The 18,482-nt window shown below is 40.1% G+C and carries 15 protein-coding genes; all 15 read right to left on the bottom strand.

From position 1 onward, the window contains the following. Nucleotides 1-162: 162 nt before the first annotated feature. The 15 genes from U9J37_RS18810 to pstC all read right to left on the bottom strand — a co-directional run bounded on the left by U9J37_RS18810 (nt 163) and on the right by pstC (nt 18,413). Nucleotides 163-1,713, bottom strand: a complete 1,551-nt coding sequence (locus U9J37_RS18810) for a hypothetical protein (RefSeq protein ID WP_198135477.1) — start codon at nt 1,711-1,713, stop codon at nt 163-165. Further along, nucleotides 1,649-2,974: a phenylacetate--CoA ligase family protein gene (locus U9J37_RS18805; RefSeq protein WP_005469937.1), complete on the bottom strand. Its 1,326-nt coding sequence runs from the start codon at nt 2,972-2,974 to the stop codon at nt 1,649-1,651. The genes U9J37_RS18810 and U9J37_RS18805 overlap by 65 nt, the downstream gene beginning before the upstream one ends. Then, nucleotides 2,967-4,121 (bottom strand): glycosyltransferase family 4 protein, encoded by a 1,155-nt coding sequence (locus U9J37_RS18800; protein ID WP_232280796.1) that lies wholly within the window; start codon nt 4,119-4,121, stop codon nt 2,967-2,969. The genes U9J37_RS18805 and U9J37_RS18800 overlap by 8 nt, the downstream gene beginning before the upstream one ends. Beyond that, nucleotides 4,111-5,313 carry an O-antigen ligase family protein gene (locus U9J37_RS18795; RefSeq protein ID WP_052297952.1) on the bottom strand — a complete coding sequence of 401 codons (1,203 nt, stop codon included), beginning with the start codon at nt 5,311-5,313 and terminating at the stop codon, nt 4,111-4,113. Before U9J37_RS18795 ends, U9J37_RS18800 begins: the two co-directional genes overlap by 11 nt. Next, a complete protein-coding gene (locus U9J37_RS18790; protein WP_005470035.1) occupies nt 5,303-6,523 on the bottom strand; it encodes a polysaccharide biosynthesis protein in 1,221 nt (406 codons plus the stop codon). The genes U9J37_RS18795 and U9J37_RS18790 overlap by 11 nt, the downstream gene beginning before the upstream one ends. Beyond that, nucleotides 6,513-7,430, bottom strand: a complete 918-nt coding sequence (locus U9J37_RS18785; protein ID WP_005470161.1) for a glycosyltransferase family 2 protein — start codon at nt 7,428-7,430, stop codon at nt 6,513-6,515. Before U9J37_RS18785 ends, U9J37_RS18790 begins: the two co-directional genes overlap by 11 nt. Nucleotides 7,431-7,432: 2 nt before the next feature. Further along, complete coding sequence (gene wecC / locus U9J37_RS18780) at nt 7,433-8,671, bottom strand: UDP-N-acetyl-D-mannosamine dehydrogenase (RefSeq protein ID WP_005470068.1); 1,239 nt, start codon at nt 8,669-8,671, stop codon at nt 7,433-7,435. A gap of 30 nt (nt 8,672-8,701) precedes the next feature. Continuing rightward, the gene (gene wecB / locus U9J37_RS18775) at nt 8,702-9,838 is read right to left on the bottom strand and encodes a non-hydrolyzing UDP-N-acetylglucosamine 2-epimerase (RefSeq protein ID WP_005470099.1); all 1,137 of its coding nucleotides are present in this window, start codon (nt 9,836-9,838) and stop codon (nt 8,702-8,704) included. A gap of 15 nt (nt 9,839-9,853) precedes the next feature. Beyond that, on the bottom strand, nt 9,854-12,070 hold the full coding sequence (locus U9J37_RS18770; protein WP_043886591.1) for a GumC family protein: 2,217 nt from the start codon (nt 12,068-12,070) through the stop codon (nt 9,854-9,856). Nucleotides 12,071-12,111: 41 nt separating this feature from the next. After that, nucleotides 12,112-12,642: a polysaccharide biosynthesis/export family protein gene (locus U9J37_RS18765; protein ID WP_038188259.1), complete on the bottom strand. Its 531-nt coding sequence runs from the start codon at nt 12,640-12,642 to the stop codon at nt 12,112-12,114. 15 nt (nt 12,643-12,657) lie between these two features. Next, nucleotides 12,658-13,893: an outer membrane beta-barrel protein gene (locus tag U9J37_RS18760; protein WP_005470205.1), complete on the bottom strand. Its 1,236-nt coding sequence runs from the start codon at nt 13,891-13,893 to the stop codon at nt 12,658-12,660. Nucleotides 13,894-13,903: 10 nt separating this feature from the next. Further along, nucleotides 13,904-15,319: an undecaprenyl-phosphate glucose phosphotransferase gene (locus U9J37_RS18755; protein ID WP_322414052.1), complete on the bottom strand. Its 1,416-nt coding sequence runs from the start codon at nt 15,317-15,319 to the stop codon at nt 13,904-13,906. Between the two features lie 497 nt (nt 15,320-15,816). Beyond that, on the bottom strand, nt 15,817-16,566 hold the full coding sequence (pstB, locus tag U9J37_RS18750; protein ID WP_005469997.1) for a phosphate ABC transporter ATP-binding protein PstB: 750 nt from the start codon (nt 16,564-16,566) through the stop codon (nt 15,817-15,819). Between the two features lie 34 nt (nt 16,567-16,600). Next, entirely contained in the window at nt 16,601-17,464 is an 864-nt protein-coding gene (pstA, locus tag U9J37_RS18745; protein WP_005470214.1) for a phosphate ABC transporter permease PstA, read from the bottom strand. Between the two features lie 16 nt (nt 17,465-17,480). Further along, nucleotides 17,481-18,413, bottom strand: a complete 933-nt coding sequence (gene pstC, locus U9J37_RS18740) for a phosphate ABC transporter permease subunit PstC (RefSeq protein ID WP_005470020.1) — start codon at nt 18,411-18,413, stop codon at nt 17,481-17,483. Between the last annotated feature and the right edge of the window lie 69 nt (nt 18,414-18,482).

Raw genomic sequence — 18,482 nt, 5'->3', positions numbered from 1 at the left:
CATGTAATTGGCACCTGATTGTAATGCCAATTCCGGTGCTCATCGACCATCTACCAATGTTGACTGATGGATATACAGAAAAATTGATTCTCAAAACATATCAAAGTTGGTTACAAAAAACGCAGATGCAGTGACAAATAGAAATCACACACCACAACTAAATTAGTGGCCTTTTTTGGAGAGACTAACTGAATATATCGCTCTCATTTCATCAATCAAAGCAATAAAAATACTGGATTTGATTTTCTTAACAAACTTTGATTTAACATCCTTCGCTGGATTTATAGGTAGAGAATTTAGCTCTGGTGCCAATTCATCTATCAAAGAAGCATACAACTCACAGTTATTATATGTAGTGTACTTTTTATTCAATTTAATCATTAATGATATATTGAAGTGACTAGCAAATGGATTAACTTCTTCAAATGCAATATCAGACTCAGCATTTCCGACAGCTCCCCAATTACCCAACTTTTGCTCAATGTAATATAAGGTATTCATAGGGTATTTACGAGTTAGTTCAGAATTAACAAAATCATCTCGCCATTTCTTGGTCTGAAGAATACCATAGTTTGAATTGCCACAGAGATATTTATTGCAGAGAAACCCAGTACTCTTACTTGACGCAGGTGTTCCATATACAGAGCGACCAAATTCACCAACACCACAAATATTTATATAGTGAGAAAGATCACAGCTATAGTAATAAACTTCAGGCAAACGCTTTTCCATTGCGAAGAATACACTATTGAGGTATTCATTCTTGAAATCAACAGGTATCTCATTCACATCTAATAGGCTATCGTGAATATTATATTTCACACCAAAAATATCACACAACTGGCGCCCAATAGAAATGTCAGTATGATCTAAAGACATCGATGGTAACTTGTCGATAAAGTAATAACATTTATCTCTAATATCTTTAGAGGCCGCAAGCATAACTCTACTATCATTACCACCTGTTACGGCAATAGACAAAGGAGATTCATGGGAAAGTACATTAAGTGTCTTTTTTAACTCCTTAGCCAATAGCGCTACAGATTTGCTAAACTCGTTTTCACAATAAGGCTCCCACGGCCAATAACGCACTTCCTTAAATTCAACTAAATCTAGAGCAAAATTAGGTAAAATCTTATTTACATCGGTATAGATGGATTCATTACCCACCCAAGCATTCCCGTTACCTTTCGAAGGAAATGTATGCAAGTAAAAATCGTGAGCTTGTTGATTTAATGATAGCTCGCCAGATATTTCTTTTACTAGATTAAGATCCGTAGCTATGATTTTTTCACTACAATGAAAGTTAATCTGAGCAAGCGATGTAGGATCGGCCCTTAGAAAGTCACCATCGACACCAGAATAAATAAAATAAAACCTTCCCACACAGTGCTCTAGGGCTTTGTTGGCATCACAGAAAGAATTAATAGCACCACTATTTAACAGTGCCGAGAAATCAAAAGAAAGTTGATCAGGATGAAATATCTTCCCTATAACAATACACTTAAAATTAGCTTCTTCATAAAAATGCACGTCATTTAAATCGTGATAGTATATATCCAACTCACCAAAACATACGTGAGAAAAATTCGCTAACCGCTTTTGATTTGCTTGTTCTTTATATATATATATCTGTCGACTAAACACTTTAATTTTCCTCAATGTAGCAGATTGCTTGTCTGAATTTACCGGAGCGAGTTCGAGCAATTTCATCAGTTAGTACAACGTTTACTTCGGTCTGAGGCCCTAAGTAACGCTGAACATTACTAATCAATTTGCTTATAGAATTGGAATTAAAGGCATCGCTAATTACCACAATTGCATCGATTTTCTTATGCTTTCTCTGAACCAATTGCAGTTCAATAAGTCCAATAACACCCTTAGGAATATGATTAAAAATACTAACACGGTCACCCGTGTCTGAGATGAGGTACTCACCTACACGTCCCTCGATTCTATCAACTCGACGAAACGGTAAACCGCACCCACATAAGGTAAATTCATTCTCGACGCCGGAGAATCGGTCTCCAGTGTTGTACCTAATCAAGGGCATCTTTGAGTTATGAAAGCCAGTAGCAATTAATACTCCATTTTCATCAAATTCGTGCAACCCGTAGTCTTCGATTAAATGGAGCTTTCCCTCACGGCATGTACCTACTGTTGAAACCCTCTCACTCAGGCCATACCAACTAAATACGGGGCAACGAAACACTCGCTCTATTAGCGCTTTTTGTTCAATAGAATATGACTCAGATGACAACACGATACTTTTAAGTGAAATTTTTAAATCTGCGCCTGACTCATCGATCAGTTTCGCCAATAAGTATATCGCCGAAGGGTAAGCTTGAATAATCTTAGGGTTATAAACGTTCAACTCAGAAACATAGTCGCTGACCGTTTCGCTATTAATATGATAAGCAGACAACATTAGCATGTTGTCCACCAGATTAATTCTTCCATAAGGCGCCGTTTTTTGAGAGAGAGGAACTATCATATCCGCTCTTAACCAAACACGTCTGTCGCCTGGTTCAAATCCTGCCCAGACTAACTGACGGTGCGATTGGGCGTGATCTTCAATGATGGCGGTTAGGTTAGACAGCAAACTGAGAGGCTTACCCGTTGTACCTCCAGTCGATGACTTGAAACTAAAGCTCAACTTTTTCCTGTTGTTGACATACTTTTCTAGGCCATTTGCCACATCATCCTTGGTCGTCACTTTATAGTGATTAATATCTGTCCCGCCGTCTCTATAGGCTTGTGTCCCCAAGCTTGCTTCTCGTAATATAGACTCAGTTGATCGCGCCTGAATCTCTAGTATCTCTTTCCGAGATGCACTACAATTTCTCATCAGCTCGGTGAGGCGTTTTCTATATAAAAAGTTCTCTCTTATAAATTTATATATTAATGATTTTACGTTGATATATAAAGTTTGAGCTATGATTGGTGAAATTAAGTAGAGCTTTGAGCTATACACGAGCCGACACTCCTAAAGCTTTTGCCATCGAAGCTAGTTGTTTTCCAATGCTAGCTTTAGCATTAACTGTTGAAATTGCATTTGTAGACACTTTATTTTTTAAGTAAGGATCACAAGCAGAGTTTTCAATAAAGTACTTCCATTCATTAACTCCACCTTCTTCAAAAATAAATCCATTTTTCTCATTTTCCAAATAATATATTTCTGGACTGTGGAATGAAATATTCTCTGTCAAGATTGGTAAGCCATGACTAAAAGCATGAACTATCGCTAAACCAACGTAGCCGGGCATAACAAACCAATCTGAACTTTTAAAGATTATTGACAGACTTTTATCTTCAAATACTTCTCCGAGAAACACACTTTTAAGACCAACATCTTCGCACATAGACATCCATTCATCTTTCATCTCTCCATCACCAACTACAACGAGAGAAATTTTATCCAGATTCTTGGCACTACCAGCTGCTTCAATAAACCTTTCCAACCGCTTACCCGCGCGGAGCCTACCACTGAAAAGAAATATAGTGGTATCTTCCAACCCATGTTTTTTCTTGAACTCTGAAACATCGTTCAAATCAACATCATGGTAACCCTTTAGCAATTTATTGGTATTAAGCGTATTGGGAGCAACAATAATTTCTTTTTTTGTAACTTTCTTTTCTTCTAAGTATTCCTTTCCTTTAGGAGAAAAAACGATGATATTGTCAGCGAGAGACAAACATGTCTCAATTATTTTTACTCTAAATCTATTTAATTGCCCACGAATGCCTTCTGTTGGTCGTCTACAATGATCATAGCCATGCGTCCAATAAGTTAAATTGGATTTAGTCAATTTACAAAACACTGACAGAGTCAACTCTGTAAAATTGGACACATTAGGGAGAGCCAGGACTGCGTCCGGCTTACGTTTCAATATGTAAAAATACACGTAAGGAATAAGGTTAAGTTTACTAGAAAAAGATAGTAAATTTGAGGAAACTATATACCTTAGGCCTGAGGTTTCCTTGATATATTCTTCTACATCTAAACAAGTTATGACTGTAACTTCACAGTCATAAAGTCGAGTTAGCTCTGCTAAAACTTCATTTCTATAACGTTGCCAGTGTGCATCTTTCGAGACAAATAATATCTGCTTATTTTTCACTTTCGACCTCATGTAAGCGCATTGAAGAAAAATATATTAGTGTGTACATAACCCAGAGATAGTTGTTACTTCGGAAAAAGTCCGTTTCCAGAAATGAATGAATCGTTAGAAACAACAAAATTGAAAAGTAAAGAATGTTAAATTTTGAAATGACTGAAAAAGAATTCACTACAAAGATTGAAAACACCAGCACCCCAATCCAACCTAGCATAACCCAAATATCAAGATAAGAATTGTGTGCTTGGTTTAGCTGGGTAATAAACCCATCATATTCATTTCCATATAACACACTGATTCCAGTTTCTCCTACCCCCCAAAATGCTCGGTAACCAACACCAAACAACTCACGTCCCTGAAGCTCAGAAATAGCAAAATCCCAAATGACAAGCCTTCCGGTCAAGTTAAGACCGATCTCGTGCAGAGTATCAATCGGTACAACTAATAGACTGATAAACGCTACACAAGAAAACAGCCAAACAAACAATACAGTTCTATATAAAATCTGGCTACTAAACTTAGCTAGCGACACTATTGATAGTATCGACACTAGAGAGAGAATCATCGAAGTTTTGGAACGCGTCAAAACAAGTAAAACGATAGAAACCAAAAGAGCAAATATGAAAAACCTATTACGGTAGTCATTGCTATGAACATGGTAAAACAAAATTATTGCAGATAGTGCATACAAATATCCAGCTGTATTTTTATGTCCATGAATGCTTCGATAGCCTATGTCTTGCCATGCTCCAGGTATAACCAAACAGAAAAAACCCACAGCAACTAAAACCAACACGGTAAATATTAAAACATGATATATCCGCTTTGAATCTAGAGTGATGGAAATGGCCAGTAAAAATACAAATAGAAATAATTGCTGGAGTAATCTCACAACTGAAACGCTGCGTAAGTCAGACCACAATATAGATAGCAATGCGAATAGAAATAGGAGCCAAACAGGCCAACTTTTAACTATAGCCAAACGCAATCTATAAACTTCAGTTCTAAATATGACTCCTATGCCAAAAATAAAGGATGAAAGCATGACCAATCTATTTATCGTGTTAGAAGAGACACTACGAGCCAATTCCCAATCTTCACCTCGCATGCTTAATGTCGGGGAGAATAATCCGGCAGAGTTTAGAAGAAACACCGCCAGAACAATCATAAATACAGAACCTAGTTTAATTTCCACTAAATATCCCACTCGTATTTATACGTTTCCTTGTGTTTATGAAGTGCATAAACTCCCCTAAGCAGAACCCGATTAGAATGCCTTTTGCACCAAATAAGAAACCTAAAGAAGCAGAAAACGCCACACCCAATATGGCTACTTTGGTGCCCATTAGTCCTAAATATTTAAAATCTTCAGAAACATTTAGTATGTTGCTATTTGAAAACTTGAAGCACTGAATCGCAGCTGATAAAAACCAAAGCATTAGCAATACGACATCTAAATCCGTTGCTAAGAGATTGCTCAGCGAATCCATCATAAAAAAGCTGACCATTGAAAAAATGGCGACAAAGGCAAACATAAATTCAGTGACTCTTTTACTGACAGTTTTTAGTCGCTTTTTATCAGTAGCATATAGGCTAGCCCACTTAGGCTTCTCTGCCATGTAAATACCCGACGCCACAACATTAATTGGCATGGTAATCAAACGAGCGGCAGCCAAAGCAGCTGTAGCTTCGAGTCCGATAATGATCGTCGCTAAGTATGTGTAACTATTGTTTTGAGCCCATGTAGCAAATGATCCAAGAGAGGTCCACTTTGCAAAAGAAGCAACTGTTGTTCTTGCACTAGTTAAAGAACGAACCGATAACTGTTTACGCGATACGCCAAGTACAAGCATCGTAGTAGAGAGCAAACCGGACATAGCCAGAACTGCATATATGAACTCCAATGATTGGATATCAAACGTTACACCTATCAACAGTGCCGTTGACAGCGAAACGACTAACACTATAGAAGACAGAATAACTCTGCTCTTGTTACCAAAGACAAAGTTATACGTTCTATATAACTCCCTATTTAGGTACATGGCGTGAGCAAAATAGACAAATACCACTAGCCAAATTGGATAACTTAAGCCAAACAGCATAACCGGTAGGAAGCAAAGTACCTGAGCCAAGTTAGACAATACGCATAAGTGAAACGCGTGATTCTCTTTCTCAAACTTATCGCTTATTTTTGAGCAATGGACTGATAGTGCTGTATTGATGAACGCATTTTGAATCGTGCTTAAGAGCATAAGCACAGAAAACAAGTTGACGTAGATCGCATACTGACTATCGGAAAGCTCTCTCAAAATAAAGAGTGAAACGATAAAATTTGTAGCACTTACACTAGCAACATCAATGACGCCAGCAAACTTCAATACAATATGTTTAACTCTACTTGCCATACATCTCGACTACTTTGCCAAAGAGCCCTCCTATCTGAGCCACTTTCGCTATCGAGATTTTCATGAGCGATGTTCCCTTTTTCTTAGCAGTCAACAATACGATCAAGCTAGATAACGCGAGAGAAGGCAGTCCGACAACAATAGACGTAGTCACGAGTTTTAGCTTATCTACTAAACTGTAGTCCGATGCCCTTATTCTTGAATAAGTTTGTCCACCTCTTATTGCTCGGGTTAGCAAATACTTCAAAGTACATCTCTGCAATTCTAAGTATTCGTAAACCTCCGCTTCATCGCACCAGACCATATTCAATCCATGCAATTTACAACGATAGAAAAATTCCGAATCTTCACCACCAGTACGACCAAAAACTGGATTAAACAGGCCTATGTCCATTATGGAGGATACCTTAACTAAAGCATTTCCAGTATTTCCTGTATCTACTACTTCTCCGCTTTTCTTTCTGCTTCGTTCATATGATTTACTTTTAATTACCCAGTCCGGCGTGTCGGGATGATACAACGTAATAACCGGACCAATCACCACATCAGGCTGTAAGTCATTAACAATATTTTCTAGTTGGATGAAATAGTTCTCGGACACAAATTCATCGTCATCTAAAAACAATATGTAATCAAAGCCCATATCTTTTGCACGCTGTAAACCTACATTCCGCACCTCTGATATGTTTCTTTTTGGCTCACTTACATATGTTAAGTTAAAACCACCGTAACCATCACGACATAACGCTTCAGCACTTTTTTCACTATCATTGTCAATAACTAAAATAGAAACTCTGAAGCTTGAGTATTTTTCTGCCTTAAACACGCTTTGTAGTAATTCATCAAGTAACAATGCTCTCTTATAAGTACATATTGATATCAATATCGTCTTATTCTCGCTATCCATGCTTACACTATCCCGCGAGTATCAATCACTACCTTAGTCGCAAACTGTGTCTTGTCTGCAGCTTTAAACTGCTTGTGATCAACAAGAATAACAATAATGTTTGCTCTCTCTAGAGCAGCATCTAACGCCATTTGCTCGACACCTGCGTTGACAAGTTTTTCAGGAATAGCGTGTACATTTGGTTCGACAGCTAAAACTTGACCTATATTTTTTGCCGCGAGTTCTTCTACTATTTGTAGAGCAGGGCTTTCGCGTAAGTCGTCGATATCTGCCTTAAACGCTAAACCTAAACACGCAATGACCGGTCGTTTAAACTCATCTGCAGCTTTCTCTACCTGATTAATAACATAGTGTGGTTTTGCGTCATTCGTTAAACGCGCTTGACGTATGATTTTTGCCTCTTCTGGCGCGCTATCCACAATGAACCAAGGGTCAACAGCAATACAGTGTCCACCAACGCCAGGACCTGGGCTAAGTACGTTTACACGTGGATGGCGGTTGGCTAATTTGATCAACTCCCAAACGTTGATTTTTAGCTTGTCACAAATAACAGATAGCTCATTGGCGAACGCAATATTGACATCTCGGAATGAGTTCTCCGTTAGTTTCGCCATTTCCGCTGTACGTGCATTGGTTACGATACATTCGCCACGAACGAAGGTAGAATAGAGTTCTGCCGCTCTATCGCTACATGCTTTCGAAAGCCCACCGATAACTCGATCATTTGAAACGAGCTCTTGTAAAACGTAACCAGGAAGCACGCGTTCAGGGCAGTGTGCAACTTTAATATCAGCAGCATCACCTTTTTGTTGAGGGAACGTCAAATCAGGTCTAGCCGCCGCCAACCATCCAGCAAGTTTTTCAGTCGCGCCGACCGGTGAAGTAGACTCGAGAATGACTAAGTTACCTTTCTCAAGCATCGGAGCGATGGCTTCACAAGCCGCTTCGATATAGGAAAGATCAGGCTCTTTATCTCCTTTAAAAGGTGTAGGAACAGCAACCATAAAAGCATCAGCCTTTTCAGGTGTTGTTGTAGCTCTTAAATTACCTGTACTCACCACACCGCGCACGACAATGTCTAAATCTGGCTCAACGATATGTATGTTACCTTCGTTAATAGTATCAACCGCGTTTTGGTTGACATCTACACCAACGACTTCAATACCTCGAGATGCAATGACCGCAGCTGTAGGCAACCCGATATAACCAAGACCAATAACAGAGATTTTTTGGAACGACATGATTTATTCCTACTATCAGAAAATTAAAAATTACGAAAAATGGTTGCGAATAGCATTAATGATGCGACTGCACGCTTGACCGTCACCATACGGGTTGTGTGCCTTACTCATTTTTGTATAGGCTTCTTCATCATTAATTAGGCGATTGACTTCTGAAATTATGGACACTTTATCTGTACCCACTAATTTAACTGTCCCTGCTGCTACAGCTTCAGGGCGCTCTGTTGTTTCGCGCATAACGAGTACTGGTTTTCCAAGTGAAGGGGCTTCTTCTTGAATACCACCAGAATCAGTTAAAATGAGATACGATCTATCCATTAAATAAACAAACGGTAAATAGTCCTGAGGTTCAATAAGGTAGACATTGTCTATACCTTTCAAAATTCGATTCACTGGCTCTTGGACATTCGGATTAAGGTGCACAGGATAAATGATTTGTGAATTTGGGTTGGTTTGCGCTATTTCTGCCAAAGATTCACAGATACGTTCAAATCCCCCGCCAAAGCTCTCTCTTCGATGGCCAGTCACCAAGATCATCTTTTTACTAGGATCTAACATTGGGAAAACATGTTCCAATGTTTCGATTAAATCGACGTCTTCTCTGAGGCGATGTTTTATTAGCATTAATGCATCAATAACTGTGTTCCCTGTTATTGATACACTCGTTTGTTCAACGTTCTCAGCGTATAAATTGCGTGCGGAACCTTGCGTTGGCGCAAAATGTAACGTGCTCAAAGCACCAGTTAGTTTTCTATTCCCTTCTTCTGGCCAAGGCGAGTAAATATTACCCGTCCGCAGCCCTGCTTCCACATGACCCACAGCAATTTGTTCATAGTATGCGGCAAGGCTAGCCGAAAGAGTTGTCGCTGTATCACCGTGCACCAAAACCATGTCCGGCTTAAATTCCTGCAATACGGGGCGGAGACCTAAAAGAATTTTGGTCGTCACATCATTTAGAGATTGGCCCGGTTTCATAATATTCAGATCGAAATCAGGCTTAATATCAAAAAGATCCAATACTTGATCTAACATTTCTCTGTGTTGTGCTGTAACACACACCTTTGCTTCAATACCAGCAGCCACTTCAAGCTCTTTTACCAACGGAGCCATTTTGATTGCTTCTGGACGAGTACCAAAGACAGTAAGTATTTTAATTGGTGAGTTCATTGTATTCCGTTACCTTTAACTATTTTGCGCGTATTGCGCATACTCTGAGTAATTGTGTGAGCCCTTTTTCGGTGAAGGAACCTGATTTAGTACTACACCATCAATAGTTATTTGATGCTTGGTAAACAGAGTCATTGTGTGTTTATACACCGATTTAGATGTACTATTTGCTTTTATAACCAGAAGAATGCCTTGGGTTAATTTTCCGATTATAAATGCGTCTTTAACCGGTAGCACAGGAGGTGTATCAAATATAATTCGGTCGTATTTACTTGCTAAGTATGTCACGAGTTTTTCAAATGCTTTACTGCTTAGCATCTCTTGAGGGTTTGGCGCTAACATACCAGCACCTAATACATCTAGATTCGAATCTCCAATTGTCGCTATACATTCTTCAAAAGGCGTATTCATCAACAAAATATTAGTTAAACCTGGTTGACTGACCGACAAGCCAAATCGCGCTGCAATAGATGGTTTTCTCAGATCGCAGTCTATGAGAAGGACTTTTTCAAGTTTAGAAAATGATAGTGCCAGATTAACAGACGTCGTAGTTTTACCCTCACCCGGAACAGATGACGAAATAGCCAACATCTTTCTCTCTGAATTCTGCAGGTTCAAGTACAAAGATGTCCGGATAGAGTCGACTGATTCTTGGAATACCGCAAACTTGTTATTAGTAAATACTCTCGAGTCGATAGGTGATTTCCTGTATTCCTTATCTTTTACTATCGGCAGCGTGCCAATGGGTAAGAGGCCAAGTTTGTTTTCAAAATCACGAGCAGACTCTATTGTATTATTGAATGCGTCTAAGCAGATAACCAGCACAGTGGCAAAACCAAGACTGGCAACAAATGCTAGAACAACAATCAGCTTTTTGTTTGGTTTGTTTGGATATTGAGGTGTGAGAGCATAGTCACTAAAGCGTGCATTGGCAGCACTAAAGTCACTAGTTGCTGTTGTTTCTTTTTGGCGAGTCAAGAACAAGTCATACAGCTTTGCGTTTGTATCAACTTCTCTCTTCAATGCATCATATTCGCGCTTTATTACACTCAGAGATTGAAATTCATCTTTCTTACTTAGTAACTCTCGTTTTAAAAGCTCTTCTTGATTGATTGCACTAGCTAGCTCTTTTTCAATGCCATTGATTAGTTTCTTTACAACTTTCGCTGCTCTTTGTTGAATAGATTTAAGCTGCGCGTTGGCTTGAATCATTTTGTCATGCTTTGGACCGTATCGCTTTGCGAGCTCACTGACTTCTCTCTCTGCATTTGATTCTGCAAAACGGATATCTCGTATCTGTGGGTGGTTAGATATCTGCGAAATAGAAGCAAGAGTAGCGACATCCTTCGCAGAGTTGCTCTTAAGAGCATTGTACAACGCTTGAGTTTCAATCCGCCTATCCGTAGCCTTTGCAATTCGGTCGGTTAGATTTGAAAGCTCTGAACTAGTAAGCGCGATAATACCGCTATCATCAATCAGCTCTTGCTGTTTGAGAAAACTCAATAATGCTTGCTCAGACTCATCGAGCTGACTTTTTAGTTCTGCCAAACGTTGGTTAATCCAGCCAGTAGCTTGCTCTGTTGCGACTAGTTTTGATTCAAGGTTATTCTCAATAAACGCGAGACCGACTTCGTTGGCAATTTTTGCAGCCAATTCTGGGTCAGTAGATTCAAACGAGATGTTAACTAGTTGCGTTTTTCTAATAGGCGAAATACTCAACTTACCTTTAAAAGCTGTTAACACTTTGCGATTAACGGACTCTTCAACACTTTTGAGATCAAGCTCTGTTATTTCTTTTTGAAGGAAATAAGATTCAACAATTGGATGCGATAGTATCTGTTGTTTAAGACTTCCTAATAAGCCTTTTTCTGAAGACTCTACGCTCGGATTAAACTCCTCAAGTTCAGATAGTCGGAGCTTATCAATCACACGTTGCGCCACTTGATTTGATTTCAAAATTTCATATTGAGTGAGGTAGTATTCTTGTGCTTTAGTATCAATGCCAATCACCTCCTCAATAGAGACAGCTTTGGCTGTGCTCGATTCAATAAGAAGCGTTGCCGTTGCTTTATAGGTTGGCGTTATTGATAAAACCACCATGACGGCTAAAGCAGTACACAATAGTGCAAAAAACGAAATGGAAAACCAGCGTGATTTGATCAGGTGTACATAATAACCGATGTCGATCAATTGCTCGTTTCTAGACTGTGTTGTATGGGTGTTATTAAGCATGCTGACGTCCATAGCTTGTTATTTTAGATAAACGGTCGTAATTAGAAAAAACTTTGCTCAATAACAATAATGTCCCCTGGCATCACTTTATTTGAGAGTTTTACTTTACTTTTAGATTCTTCTGAACCAGATTTTGCAATATAGACTTTTCCTCTTGCAGCACGGTCAGTAAACCCTCCAGCCAATGCGATTGCTTTATCGACGGTTAAACCCGGTTGATATTCATAGCCTCCCGGCTTCTTTACTTCACCATTGACATAAATACTGCGAAAACCGATAACGCTCACACGCACCTTTGGATCGATCAGGTAATCGCCTTTCAAACCTTTCACGATTTCGTTACGCAATTGCTCCGGTGTTTTATTAAGAGCGTTGAGTTGCCCTAAATAAGGATACTCAAATCGTCCGCCATTACTTATATAAAGCTCTGAAATTGACAAGTCTTCTTCACCATAAACTGAGATTTGAAGCTTATCACCAGCCCCTATCTTATAGGTATCATCAAACGCTTCAGCATTAGCTTTTAATGTCAAAGAAAACACAACTAAAAATATTGATATGTATTTAATCATTGAAGACATTATCCGTTAGAAAATAAGATTTGCTGACACGTAGTAAACATTTTGCTTATATTTATTTTGTTCTATAGATGAGTCATTATTCTCTAAACGCCATCCCGCACCAATCTCGATATCATCGCGTAGTTCATATCCTAGTCCAAGGCCGAGTCTATATAAATCTTCGGTACGTGTTGACTCTGAATAGTCATCTTTTACATATAAAAAAGACAGGTTCGTAAATATGTTTGAACGCCAGTAGTGCTTCCAGTTTGAATCAAAACTCTTTTCATCCACGTAATTAGAACCTTGCTCAGGATCTTTTGCACGCTGGGCTGCAGAGACAAGCACCGTAGAATAGGATAGCGGCTTCCATTCGAGGTCTAAATCCCAACTAAAGCCATTAAAGTCCACTTTGTCTGCTTCAGAATAAGACTTGTTTTGGAAACCTAATCGCAGTCTACCTTTGGTTTTCCCGGTAATATCCCAAGTTGCGCCGGTTAGTAGAAACCTATCTACGCTATCTTGAGACGTAGTTGTATCTGTTCCATCGTATTTATAGTCCCGATTATTGACATCTACTTCCACTAATAACTGAGTTGCGGGTAAAGCTCGATAGTAAAACGCCATTCCGATACCAAACTCAAAGTAGTCTTTGTATTTGGTACTTAATGGGGTAAATTGAGGTTCTTTGATATTTCTATAATTTTGATAGTTTTTGTCTTCCAAACGAAGAGATGACTCAATTCGCCCCTTTGCTTCGTCAGAACCATAAGCATGAGTGATACTCGCTTTATGAACGGAAAACTCTACCGGACTTTCCGCAATAGTCGACAAATTATCCCCGGCAAGAATACCAGTACCACGCTCTTCATGTTGGTATAAAAATGCATAGTCGATAGACAACGAGTTGCGGCGGTTGATCGAAATGAAGTTTTCGCTTACAAAACGATGATCAATGTAGTTATCGTCACTACTGTCGAAGTAAGTACCAGAAGACACTTGATAGAGTAGTTGATACAGGCTCTCCCCTCTCTCAGCCTGCAAAGCGACACCTGGCTCAAGTACGATTAAAGATGAAGACTCGGGGTTCTCTTGCTTAGAGTATCGACCTATGTTGTCATTGTATTCATAAGCACTGTTAAAAATCGGAATTACTTTTATTCCAGATTCCGTTACATATCCATTTCCTTCCAGAGCTGCATGGACATGACTCCCGACAATAGATAAGGCAAGAGCAGGCAGTATCTTGTTCGATATCTTCATGGATAATCCTTTAGTAAGCTGTTTTACCAGTGAAACCTTTGAAAATCGTTAGATAGACTATTTTGATATCTAACCACAGTGTCCAGTTTTGAATGTAGGTTAAGTCGTACTCGACTCTTTTCTGCATTTTATCGAGCGTGTCAGTTTCGCCCCGGTAGCCGTTTACCTGTGCCCAACCTGTTATTCCGGGTTTGACATGATGACGAAGCATATACTTATCTATCAGTCCTCTATACTCTTCGTTGTGCGCAATGGCATGAGGTCTTGGACCAACAATCGACATTTGTCCGGTCAACACGTTGAAAAATTGCGGCAGTTCATCTAAAGAGGTCCGCCTTATAAAAGCGCCAAATTTCGTGACTCTCGGGTCTCCCTTAGTCGCTTGCTTAACAACAGGGCCATTATCTGTTGCTCGCATTGAACGGAATTTCCAAACTTTTATTGAACGACCATCTAACCCATAGCGATCTTGTTTGAAAATAATTGGACCCGGGGAAGAAAGTTTTACACCGACGGCAACAAATAGAAGGATTGGTGCTATTGCTAGAATGATAAGAATGGATAAAACTACATCTTCAATCCGTTTAATCACCGATGAAAAGCCTCGAAAAGGAGTATCATGTACACTGAGCGTCACGACGTTGCCTATGCTATTCCACCTAGAGTGCAGTAAATCAAAAGTGAAAAAGTCAGGGACAATATGCACATGTGCGTTAGAGTCAGCAAAGGCATTCAGAATTTGTTTGATACGCTTTGCAGCTTCCATTGGAAGAGCGACATAAACGTTCTTTACACTTCCATGTTTGGCTAGTAATAAGGCGTCATCAATGTTGCCCAACATTTTTAGATTGGTTTGGACAGAGCCTAAACTATCTTCAATCCTTTCTAACGTTCTGTCATCGTAAAAACCAACTAACTTCTCGCCATTGTGTTTATTTTTCTCTAATTCTTTTCCTAGTAGCAACCCAGCTCGAGTCGCACCAATAATGATAGATTTATTACGGTAACAATCATCTGGCCTTAAACGCTCGGGTAATGCAAATACTGCCCATCGCCATAACATCAAAGATACGGGTGTCACTAGGAACCATACACCAAGTACGACACGAGAATACGAATCTGAAACCTTAAGGAAGAAACCTATTGCTAATGAGATTGCAATACAAATAAGCCAGGAAATAAGAACTGTTACTAGAAGTTGATTTAACGAAACACGCTTGTGTGTGCGGTATACCCCAGAGACTTCAGCAGCTAAGTAATAAGACACTAAAACGAAAGATAGAATTACCTTGTAAAGAGATGAAAACTCTTCTACATAGATAAGTGTTGTGACAATAAGAACAAAACTGATGATAAATATATCGAAAAATCGATACATCAGTACCGATTCTTCTCCATGCTGCTTTATAGGATATCCAGTTTCCATATGAGTTGTTAGGCCTATCTCTGTCGTTCAACGCTACCGCCCTTAGGTTTAGCCCCCAAAGTACTTAAGCAAAAATAATTGTTGTCTGTCGAAATTCAATTTCTGAATCTCATTTTTAAAGCGTATATAGTCTGAATATTTTTCACCGAAAAACAAACACCCTTTAATACCTTATTACTAGAGTTCTTTTTATTGAGAGTGCAAATTTTCTTATCTTTGAGAAAGAGAGGTTCAACGCGATTTAACTCGAATAAATGTGAAAAACAGCTTTCGCAGGCAGTAATTATCCATTAGTAGACATGACCAACAACTAGCACTTTTGATCTTATGAATAAACCAATTAATAAACTTTTGTTCTAGTACTTTGTGTTATGCATTTTTTATTTTCAATCTTGTTACATTCGAAAGATAAAAAACAAAAAAAGCCCCTCATAAAGAGGGGCAAAAGTACCATCGCTTATAGTTATAGTGATATTGCCAGTAAATAGCGTTTAAAGTTAACCGAAATCACCGTTGACATAACCTTTGGTGCGATCATCTTTTGGTGAACTAAAGATATTTTGCGTTTCATCGTGTTCCACTAACTCCCCCATTAAAAAGAATGCGGTCCGGTCAGAGATACGACGCGCTTGCTGCATGGAATGCGTCACGATGACGATGGTGTAGTTCTTTTTCAGCTCTTCCATCAACTCTTCAATTTTGTGTGTCGCAATAGGATCCAACGCAGAAGTAGGCTCATCCATCAGGATCACATCCGGCTCCATCGCAATGGTGCGTGCGATACATAGACGCTGCTGCTGGCCACCAGATAGACCAAACGCATGAGACTTAAGACGATCTTTTACTTCGCCCCATAGTGCCGCGCCGCGTAGAGATCGCTCAACCACTTCATCAATGTGCTTTTTGTCTTTCACACCTTGAGCACGTAGACCATACGCCACGTTCTCATAAATGCTCATTGGAAACGGATTTGGCTTTTGGAACACCATACCAACTTTAATACGAAGGTCCGCTACATCGATATTGCCGTAAATATCGGTACCATCCATATCCAGCTTACCAGTGATTTTCACACCTTCAATGAGATCATTCATGCGGTTTAGGCAGCGTAGCAAGGTCGATTTTCCGCAGCCTGATGGGCCGATTAGTGCCGTTACTTGGCGAGTTGGAATCGGTAAATTGATCGCTTTCAGTGCTTGGTTGTCACCGTAAAATAGGTCTAGATTTTCAATATCAAACTTGTTCATTTTCTTAATCTCTTTAATTCGTGTTTGTGTGCGATTAGTACGTCGCTTTGTTGAAGCGGCTAGCAATAAGCTTTGTCGTCATGTTGATTAATAAGACCACGACAATCAGCACTGTCGCTGTACCGTAAGCTTGGTTCCACTCTTCAATAGTGAACAGCTCGGTAGTCAGCTTGTATAGGTGAACGGTCAGCGTTCGTCCGGAATCGAGCAAAGAGTCTGGAACTCTAGCAACCATGCCAGCTGTTAGGAAAACAGGGGCCGATTCACCAATGACACGACCAATACTAAGAATGACCGAAGTTAAGATACCTGGTGTCGCACTGGGTAAGATTAAGCGCCAGATAGTATAGATTTTCGAAGAGCCTAGCGCGTAAGAGCCCTCACGATAGGTTTGTGGTACAGCCATCAACGCTTCTTCCGTCGTACGGATAATGACAGGCAGAATCAGGATACTCAAAGTCAATGCGCCCGAAAGGATCGAGAACCCCAGACCGAGAATCGCGACGAAGAATGTCATACCAAATAGACCAAAGATAATCGATGGAATACCCGCCAATGACTCGGTACAGAAACGAATAACTTTGACCAGCTTGCTGCCAACTTTGGCATACTCCGTTAAGTAGATGGCCGTCATAATGCCCAGTGGCGCTGCCACTGCAATCGAAGCGATAACCATGTAGATAGTCGCTACTATCATCGGGAAAATACCTTTCTCTTCCCCAGTCGCCGTGTAGTTATCAGTAATGAATGCCCAATCAACGTGCTTTAGACCATTCGATAAAATGTACCAGATGATCCAGAACAGGAAGCCTACCGTTAAAGCAGCAGCGGCCCAGATAAAACCGTTTAGGATCTTGTCCTTAAACTCTCGAGATTGTTTTAGTTTTGCGCGGTCCATAATCGTCACCTATCGCTTATTTCGCTTTTTCGCGATTGAGATAAAGAAGAGCAGCATTGAGCACCATGATGAAGACAAGCAATACGACACCTGTAGCGTAAAGTGCATTAGCGTGAACACCACTTGCGTAGGACATTTCAATCGCAATATTAGCTGTTAGTGTACGCGCAGAGTCCAATATACCCTCAGGCATCGCGGGTGCGTTACCCATTACCATGATGATGGCCATAGTCTCACCAAGTGCACGACCGATACCGAGGATGACCCCAGTCATAATGCCGCTGCGAGCTGCTGGAACAAGGAGCTTAAAAATGGTGTAGATCTTAGATGCTCCAAGCGCTAGCGAGCCTTCTTTGTAAGTGCGAGGAACTGCGCGAATAGACGTTTCAGAAACGGTTATCACTGTTGGTAGAATCATGACACCCAAAACAATAATACCCGCCAAAATTGTGTTGCCTGCTGGCACTTGGAAGATATTTTGAATTAGGGGAACGATGATAACCAAGCCAAAAAAGCCATATACCACTGATGGAATACCCGCCAAAAGCTCAACCGCCGGACGAATAACATCGGCGACACGTTTCGGCGCGATTTCAGCGATGAAAATTGCGGTCAATACGCCTACGGGTACACCCACTATAACGGCACCAAATGTGGAAACAACAGAAGCAACAATCATGGTTGCAACGCCGTACAGCGCCGGTGGTAGCCAATCTTGGCCAAGGACAATGCCCGACATTCCCGCTTCTTGGAATGCAGGGATAGATTCTTTAACAATGAAGTAAGCAATAATTGCCAGAGAGACGATACCGATTACGGCACTCGCGAGAAACAGGCCGTGGAAGATGCGCTCTTTCCAGTCAACGCGTTTGCGCTTTCGTAATGCTGGCTTAGAAACTTGAGTCGCTTCAGTATTCATAAGCTTTTCACTATTGGTTGCGATGGTCATAAAATTCTTACCTGGAGAACGAAAAGATTCGTTTCAGAGTCAGAAAAGGCTCAGCCCAAAATTAGGCTG

The sequence above is a fragment of the Vibrio sp. 16 genome (genome assembly GCF_963681195.1).
GTDB lineage: Bacteria > Pseudomonadota > Gammaproteobacteria > Enterobacterales > Vibrionaceae > Vibrio > Vibrio sinaloensis_D.
Note: the sequence above shows the minus strand (reverse complement) of the source record. Positions and strands in the feature narration are given on the sequence as shown.

Coding starts and splice junctions, on each gene's coding strand:
- U9J37_RS18810 (WP_198135477.1), bottom strand. CDS start 1,713: ATGAAATTGCTCGAACTCGCTCCGGTAAATTCAGACAAGCAATCTGCT.
- U9J37_RS18790 (WP_005470035.1), bottom strand. CDS start 6,523: ATGGCAAGTAGAGTTAAACATATTGTATTGAAGTTTGCTGGCGTCATT.
- U9J37_RS18785 (WP_005470161.1), bottom strand. CDS start 7,430: ATGGATAGCGAGAATAAGACGATATTGATATCAATATGTACTTATAAG.
- wecC (WP_005470068.1), bottom strand. CDS start 8,671: ATGTCGTTCCAAAAAATCTCTGTTATTGGTCTTGGTTATATCGGGTTG.
- wecB (WP_005470099.1), bottom strand. CDS start 9,838: ATGAACTCACCAATTAAAATACTTACTGTCTTTGGTACTCGTCCAGAA.
- U9J37_RS18770 (WP_043886591.1), bottom strand. CDS start 12,070: ATGCTTAATAACACCCATACAACACAGTCTAGAAACGAGCAATTGATC.
- U9J37_RS18765 (WP_038188259.1), bottom strand. CDS start 12,642: ATGATTAAATACATATCAATATTTTTAGTTGTGTTTTCTTTGACATTA.
- U9J37_RS18760 (WP_005470205.1), bottom strand. CDS start 13,893: ATGAAGATATCGAACAAGATACTGCCTGCTCTTGCCTTATCTATTGTC.
- U9J37_RS18755 (WP_322414052.1), bottom strand. CDS start 15,319: ATGGAAACTGGATATCCTATAAAGCAGCATGGAGAAGAATCGGTACTG.
- pstB (WP_005469997.1), bottom strand. CDS start 16,566: ATGAACAAGTTTGATATTGAAAATCTAGACCTATTTTACGGTGACAAC.
- pstA (WP_005470214.1), bottom strand. CDS start 17,464: ATGGACCGCGCAAAACTAAAACAATCTCGAGAGTTTAAGGACAAGATC.
- pstC (WP_005470020.1), bottom strand. CDS start 18,413: ATGACCATCGCAACCAATAGTGAAAAGCTTATGAATACTGAAGCGACT.